Source organism: Aquisalimonas sp., from assembly GCF_007120195.1.
In the GTDB taxonomy this organism is placed as follows: domain Bacteria; phylum Pseudomonadota; class Gammaproteobacteria; order Nitrococcales; family Aquisalimonadaceae; genus Aquisalimonas.
This window is the reverse complement of sequence record NZ_SKOG01000010.1, coordinates 23,958-30,693: the sequence shown is the minus strand read 5'-3', so window position 1 is coordinate 30,693 and position 6,736 is coordinate 23,958. Positions and strand designations below refer to the sequence as shown.

The window sequence follows — 6,736 nt, the reverse complement described above, 5'->3', positions numbered from 1 at the left end:
GTGTTCGATCCTCGAGCATGGAAAAGCGCCATCCCCCGAGCACGTGCCAGCGCGGGTGCAATGGCCAGGCGAGATTGAAATCGCGCTGCTCGAGTTCCAGTTCCCCATCCATGTCGCGCCGCGCGCGGTAGCTTGCGCTGACGATAGAATCAGGGCGTGGACGATAACTCACGCGGGCGCCTGCAAGCGAAGTCTGCTCCGTGTCGGGGTTCCACTGCAGCTCCGTACTGGCCTGAAGCCCATTGGGCAGGGTCAGGCGGCTTTCGCCGATGACATCGGAATGGTTGCGCTCCTCCTCCCGACCGGGCTCGCCCTCGAGAACGACGGTGCGGTCCTGAAAGTGATGCACCTGCGCGACCCCGAGCCGGAAGAACTCGGCGCCGGTCTCGCGACTGAGAAACCGGCTGGTTAGCCCGGTGGTGACCTGGTTGGCGTCGCCCACGCGGTCGCGTCCACTGAAACGGTTCTCGGAAAAGAACTGGAAGATCCCTGGGGTGGCTTCGTCGGTGTCAAACAGGGGCAGCTCGGACTGGTCCCGCTCGGGGACGTACAGGTAGAACACCCTGGGTTCCAGCGTCTGGCGCAGGGACCGGTTAAAGGCGTCGAAATGGCGTTCGAAGAACAACCCCGTGTCCACGCTGGCGATGGGCAGCGTGCGGCTTTGCGTCTCGTCTTCGGTACGATCCAGGTCGCCCGCGGGGTCGCTGGCGCTGTCCAGGATGTACTGGGTATGGCGCAGGGTGAGCGCGGGGGTGAAGAATCCGCCCAGGCCGATGAACGGCAGCGACACGCGTGGGGCAAAATCGGCGCGTGCCCCGGTGATGCGCTCGTCAGGCACCGGATGGTCGAAGCGCACGAGCTCGCTGCGCGCCTCCGTGCGCAAGCCGAGCGGGCCGTCGTCCGGCTCATAGTCGAGCTCCAGGCGCGGCAGGCGCTGGTAGGGCCGGTTATTCCGGGCGATGCCCGGGTCGACGGTCTGGTAAGCCTCCACCGAGGCGACGCCCGAGACGTCGCGGGTGTTGTAGCGCAGCCGGCCCCGGGAGCGCAGATGGCGTGTGGTCGACGTGCGCAGGCTGTCGCCGAAGTCGCGAAAATACTGGTCGTCACTGACCATCGCCAGATTCAGGTCAGCGCGGGTGGTGCGGGTAAACCGCTGGCGATGGGTCAGCCCGACCTGCCAGCGGTCTTCCCCGGTGAGATCGTCTTCCGGCAGGAAGTTGCCGTCGAGCTCCCCGGAGTAGCTCGGCTGCAGGTAGCGGAACTCCCCACCGAGCATGAACCCGCGTCGACTCAGAAACCGTGGTGCGAGGGTCGCATCGTAGTTGGGGGCAATATTCCAGTAATACGGGATTGTCACATCCGTGCCGCTGCGGTCCGATTGCCGAAATGTGGCCGGCAGCAGGCCGCTCTTGCGGCGATCGTCAATAGGGAAGTTGACGTACGGGCTGTAAGCGACGGGGAAATCCCTGACGGTAAGGCGCGCATGCCAGGCCTCACCGGTGCCGGATTCGCGATCCAGGCGGACGCGGTCGGCGCGCAGCATCCACGCCTCGCGCCCGGGTTCACAGGTGGAATAGGTGGTGTCGTGGGCCAGGGAGACGTTGGCGTCGACGAGTTCGATGCGGCTTGCCTCGCCCTGGGTGAGCGTCTCCGGGATCAGGTACCGCGCGCGGTCCACCTCGCCCTGATCGGCGTCGAGACGCAAATACCCCTGATCGGCCCCGAGCAGCAGCCCCGTTTGCCGGTACCGCACGCGCCCCCGCGCGTCCGCGCGACTGGCCTGCTCGTCGAAGCGCATGGCGTCGGCGTCGAGTTGCTGGTCCGCGCGCTCCAGGCGCACATTGCCTTGCAGGCTGTAGACGCCAACGCCAGCGTCATACTGCAGCCTGTCAGCGTCCACCGTCGCCGCGGCGCCTGCGCGCGGCGGCGCTGAGCGTGTCGGCTCCACCTGTGCGCCCTCAACGGGCGCAATACAGCCGTCCCAGCGCTCGCTGAGGAGGGGCCAGCGCTCGCCATCCTCCTGGGAGTCGGCACTGAGCGTCTCGGCGCCCAGGGCGGCGGCGCCCAGTGCGGTCACGGCGAATCCCTTGCGGATGACGGCTGTCGCGAATGCCACGCGTGCAGTATCCCTCGATTGGTCTCGTTGTGGGACCGGCCTGGCAATACGGTTCGGTCGGCTTGGTAACCTCGCACACAAGCCGACGCGCGGCAAACGGTTCGCACCGTATGCCCGGCTCGGGCACAATTGCCAGGCATCCAATGGCCTGGGCCGTACACCAGAGGGGATGACCCCATGCATGATTCCGCCGGCAGCGATCCGCGTGTGCAGGCGCTACGGCAATGGCTTGTGGCGCAAGGGCTGCCGCACGGGCCATTGCACAGCGTATCCTCGGATGCCAGTTTTCGGCGGTATTTCCGTCTGCAGGCGAACGGGGTCTCCCGGGTCGTCATGGACGCGCCGCCGACCCACGAGGACTGTCGGCCGTTCGTGCATGTCGCTGGGCTGTTGCGCCAGGCCGGGCTCAATGCGCCCGATATAATGGCCATGGATCTGGAGCAGGGTTTCCTGCTGTTGAGCGACCTGGGGCGCGCCACCTACCTGGACGTGCTGCAAGAAGGCGATGCGCACGGCCTGATAGAAGCCGCCCTGGACGCCCTGGTGCAGTGGCAGGCGGCGACTCGGCCCGGCGTATTGCCACCCTATGACGCAGCGCTGCTGGAGCGCGAGCTGCGGCTGTTTCCCGAGTGGTATCTAACGCGCCACCTCAAACTCGCGCCCACTGCGGCGGAGCATGCGCTTCTGGAACGGATGTTCCGCGCCCTCATCGATCGCGCGTTGTCCCAATCGCGGGTGTGGGTTCATCGCGACTACATGCCGCGCAACCTCATGGCGGGGAAGGGGGCGCCCGGCATCGTCGACTTTCAGGATGCCGTGGAAGGCCCCGTCAGCTATGACCTGATCAGCCTGCTCCGGGATGCCTTCATTTCCTGGCCACAGGAGACGGAACGGCGCTGGTTGCACTACTACCATCAGGCAGCCCGGAAGGCCGGCGTCGCGGTTCCGGCGGCATTGGAAGAGTTCCGCGCCGATTGCACATGGATGGGGGTGCAGCGCCACCTCAAGGTCATGGGCATATTCGCCCGTATCCATTATCGGGACGGCAAACCCGGCTATCTGGATGATGCGCCGCGTTTCCGCGATTATCTGGACAGGGCTGCCGGGGAGGAGCCGGAACTGGGTGAGCTGGTCGATCTCATCGAACGCTGGCACGTCCGTGCCGGGGTCAGGTGAGCGATGCGCGCCATGATTCTGGCCGCCGGCCGGGGGGAGCGCATGCGGCCGCTGACCGACCGCACACCGAAACCCCTCCTGGAGGTGGGCGGCGCCCCGCTGATTGACTGGCATCTCCGGCGGCTGGCCGCGGCAGGGGTCCGGGAGGTGGTGATCAACCTGGCCTGGCGGGGCGAGCAGATCGCCACCCACGTGGGTGATGGCAGCCGGTGGGGGCTCAGCGTCGCTTATTCCCGCGAAGGGGCGCAGGGGCTCGAGACCGGCGGTGGAATCGCCCGCGCTCTGCCGTTGCTCGGTGAGTATCCCTTTCTCGTGGTCAATGGCGATGTCTGGTGCGCGCTCGATCCAGCGCCGCTGCTGACGCCGCCGGCGGGGGTTGCCCATCTCGTGCTCGTACCCAACCCGGCGCACAACCCCGACGGCGACTTCGGACTGCAGGACGGTTGTGTCGTCAACCAGGGCGGCGAGCGCCTGACCTTCAGCGGTATCGGTGTCTACCGCCCGGCGTTGTTCCACGGCCATCCTGGAGGCGCATTCCGCCTTGCGCCGCTACTGCGCCGTGCCGTAACCGACGGTCAGGTCTCGGGTCAGGCCTTCCGGGGAGGCTGGTGTGATGTGGGCACGCGGGAGCGGCTCACGGTCCTGGATCGGCAGCTCCGCGGCGGGCAATGAGGGCGTCGAACCAGTGCGCCGCAGGCGCATCGCTACCCCGGGCGCTGAGCCCGGGGCGGGATGGAATACGTGCAGGTAGCGTGGGCCACCATCTCATCCTCGCCGTCGGCGTACATGGCCACCTCTCCCACCGCCAGGCGGCTGCCGAGTTTGAGCATACGGCATTCGGCGATAATGTCACCGGCCGCGGGCTTGCGCATGAAGTTGATGTTCAGCGCGGACGTGACGGCCATGAGGACCGGCCCGATCATGGCCAAGACCGTCACGTACATGGCCGTATCGGCCAGGGTCATCAGCGCTGGTCCGGAAATGGTATTGCCCGGACGCAGATGTGCAGAATGGTAGGGCAGACGGATGCGCGCGTACCCCTCTTCCACCGCCTCGACGCGCCAAGTATCCCGGCGCATTTCCGGAAAGGATTCCCGAAGAATGGCTTCCAGCTCCGGGGCATTCAGTTTTGGCATAGCGCACGTCGTTCCTGTCGATGGTGTGTTCGGCTCCGAGGCTGGTCTAGGGGCCCCGCTGCAATCGAGGTCTGGCGCTGCCTCAGCCGGCGGCCCGCAGCGCAGTGTGCAGGTGGTCCATGACCGCCCGGCCCACACTGAGTGTATCGAGAGCGATGCCGAGATCCCGCATGCAGGTGACCTGCAGGCCCTTGTGGCCACAGGGGTTGATGCGGGAAAACGGGGACAAGTCCATATCCACGTTCAGCGCCAGCCCATGGTAACTCGCCCCACGGCGGACACGCAGCCCGACGGACGCAATCTTGGCATGATCCACGTAGACGCCGGGGGCGTCCGGCCGCGGGTAGGCTGCCAGACCGTGCTGTGCCAGGACATCCACGACAGCCGATTCCAGCAGGGTGACGAGGCGGCGGATGCCGAGGCCTCGGCGCCGTACATCCACGAGAACGTACATCACCGCTTGGCCCGGTCCGTGATACGTTACCTGGCCGCCGCGGTCGACGGGGACCACCGGGATATGGCCGGTGTCGAGGAGGTGCTCTGGCCGTCCGTTTAGCCCCTGCGTGAACACAGGGGGGTGTTCCAGTAACCAGAGTTCGTCGGCGGTGTCCGCCTTGCGGGTTTCCGTGAAGCGCTGCATCCGCCGCCAGGTGGGCTCGTACGGAACGCGTCCCAACTCTCGCAGGCGCACGTCGATGCCGGCAGCCCGATCGCTCACAGCGTCATGACCACCTGGGTATCGGCGTTGAGGCTGCGGTACACGGCGTCCAGCTGACCCTTGCTGGTGGCCGTAACCGTCACTGTGACAGAGACGTAATTCCCGCGCCGACTGGCCGTCGTTGCAACGTGGTCGCCATTGACGTCGGGAATATGCCTGCGGACAAGCTCGAGGACGCGCAGTACAAACTCCGGATCTGCCGCACCCATCACCTTGATGGGGAACTCGCAGGGAAACGTCAGCAGCGTCTGGTCATTGCCGGTGCTCATGCCCACGGCCTGTGGTGGTGGCTTCCTGGGGTTAGTGTAGTGCCCACGGTGCGCTACTGAAAGCGCAGCATGACATCGTCGATGATGCGGGCGAACAGGCCACCTTCGTCGCCACTCTCCAATGCCACCAGCGGCGCATCGGCCACCACGGCGTCGCCGATGCGGACTTCTACGTTGCCTAGCGTCTCGCCCTGGGAAACGGGGGCGACGATGGTGGAGCGCAGGTTCATGGTGGCTTCCATGTTCTCGTATTCACGTCGGGGCACGGTCACGTAAAGGGATTCCGTCAGGCCCACCGGGATGGTATCGGTCGCCCCTTTCCAGAGTTTCGGCTCTTCCAGGGCATCACCGCCGCTGAAGAGTTCGTAGGTGCCAAAGAACCGGAATCCGTAGCTAAACAGGGACTGCGTCTGCTGCATTCGGTCCCTGGCACCGTCCGTACCCATGACCACGGAGATGAGGCGCATGCCATCGCGTCTTGCTGAACTGACTAGATTGTAGCCCGCGCCGGAGGTGTGCCCCGTCTTTAGCCCGTCCACGCTCTCGTCCTGCCAGAGCAGCGAGTTGCGGTTACGCTGGGTGATTTCGTTAAAGGTGAATTCGCGCTCGGAGTAGTACTGGTAGTATTCGGGGAAGTCGCGAATCATGGCGCGAGCCAGTTTGGCGATGTCGCGGGCAGAGGTGAGTTGTTCTGAATCGGGCCAGCCGGTGGCGTTGACGAAGTGCGTATCTTCCATGCCCAGATCCTGCGCGTAGCTGTTCATGAGCTGCGCGAAAGTCTCTTCGTTACCGGCCACATGCTCGGCAAGGGCGACACTGGCGTCGTTGCCGGATTGAATGATCATGCCGCGCAGCAGGTCCTCAACGACGATCGTACGCCCGACCTCCACGAACATGCGCGAGCCTCCCATCCGCCAGGCGCGTTCGCTGATGGTGACTTTGTCCTCCAGATCGAGGTGCCCCTCGCGGAGCTCATTGAAGAGCACGTAGGCGGTCATCAGCTTCGCCAGACTCGCGGGTTCGCGCTGGGCGTCCGGATCCCGGGCCGAGAGCACTTGGCCGCTGTCGAAGTCCAAGAGGATGTAGCTGGGAGCCCCGATGGAGGGTGGTGCAGGGGTCGGCACAGGCGGGTTCGCCGCCAGGGTCGAGCCCAGCGTCAGGCTCGTGAACAGAAAAAGCAAGGCAAACAGGCGCTCGCGCATGTCGGGTCTCATCCGATTCAGTGATACTGGCAGACCGCGCTCGGGCAGTCACAGGTGGCGCAGAAGAATAACATGCCCCTGCCGCAACGGGGGCGGTGTACCGTGAAGGCAACGGCACT

The 6,736-nt window shown here is 65.5% G+C and carries 7 protein-coding genes; 2 read left to right on the top strand and 5 right to left on the bottom strand.

Annotation, left to right across the window (positions count from 1 at the left end; genetic code table 11):
* On the bottom strand, window positions 1-2,116 hold a 2,116-nt coding region (gene lptD / locus QZT63_RS01320; RefSeq protein ID WP_290647890.1), incomplete at its 3' end, for an LPS assembly protein LptD.
* 177 nt (window positions 2,117-2,293) lie between these two features.
* On the opposite strand from lptD, the gene QZT63_RS01315 reads away from it, so the two are divergent.
* Together QZT63_RS01315 and murU are read left to right on the top strand one after the other, a co-directional pair.
* Window positions 2,294-3,292: a phosphotransferase gene (locus tag QZT63_RS01315; protein ID WP_290647888.1), complete on the top strand. Its 999-nt coding sequence runs from the start codon at window positions 2,294-2,296 to the stop codon at window positions 3,290-3,292.
* A gap of 3 nt (window positions 3,293-3,295) precedes the next feature.
* The gene (gene murU / locus QZT63_RS01310) at window positions 3,296-3,964 is read left to right on the top strand and encodes an N-acetylmuramate alpha-1-phosphate uridylyltransferase MurU (protein ID WP_290647886.1); all 669 of its coding nucleotides are present in this window, start codon (window positions 3,296-3,298) and stop codon (window positions 3,962-3,964) included.
* 32 nt (window positions 3,965-3,996) lie between these two features.
* On the opposite strand, the gene QZT63_RS01305 is transcribed toward murU, so the two are convergent.
* The 4 genes from QZT63_RS01305 to QZT63_RS01290 form a co-directional block, all read right to left on the bottom strand.
* Window positions 3,997-4,428 carry a PaaI family thioesterase gene (locus QZT63_RS01305; protein ID WP_290647884.1) on the bottom strand — a complete coding sequence of 144 codons (432 nt, stop codon included), beginning with the start codon at window positions 4,426-4,428 and terminating at the stop codon, window positions 3,997-3,999.
* 82 nt (window positions 4,429-4,510) lie between these two features.
* Window positions 4,511-5,146: a lipoyl(octanoyl) transferase LipB gene (lipB, locus tag QZT63_RS01300; RefSeq protein ID WP_290647882.1), complete on the bottom strand. Its 636-nt coding sequence runs from the start codon at window positions 5,144-5,146 to the stop codon at window positions 4,511-4,513.
* Window positions 5,143-5,415, bottom strand: coding sequence for a DUF493 domain-containing protein (locus QZT63_RS01295; RefSeq protein ID WP_290647880.1), 273 nt, complete (start codon window positions 5,413-5,415; stop codon window positions 5,143-5,145). The genes lipB and QZT63_RS01295 overlap by 4 nt, the downstream gene beginning before the upstream one ends.
* Before the next feature lie 53 nt (window positions 5,416-5,468).
* Entirely contained in the window at window positions 5,469-6,617 is a 1,149-nt protein-coding gene (locus QZT63_RS01290; protein WP_290647879.1) for a D-alanyl-D-alanine carboxypeptidase family protein, read from the bottom strand.
* Window positions 6,618-6,736: the final 119 nt, after the last annotated feature.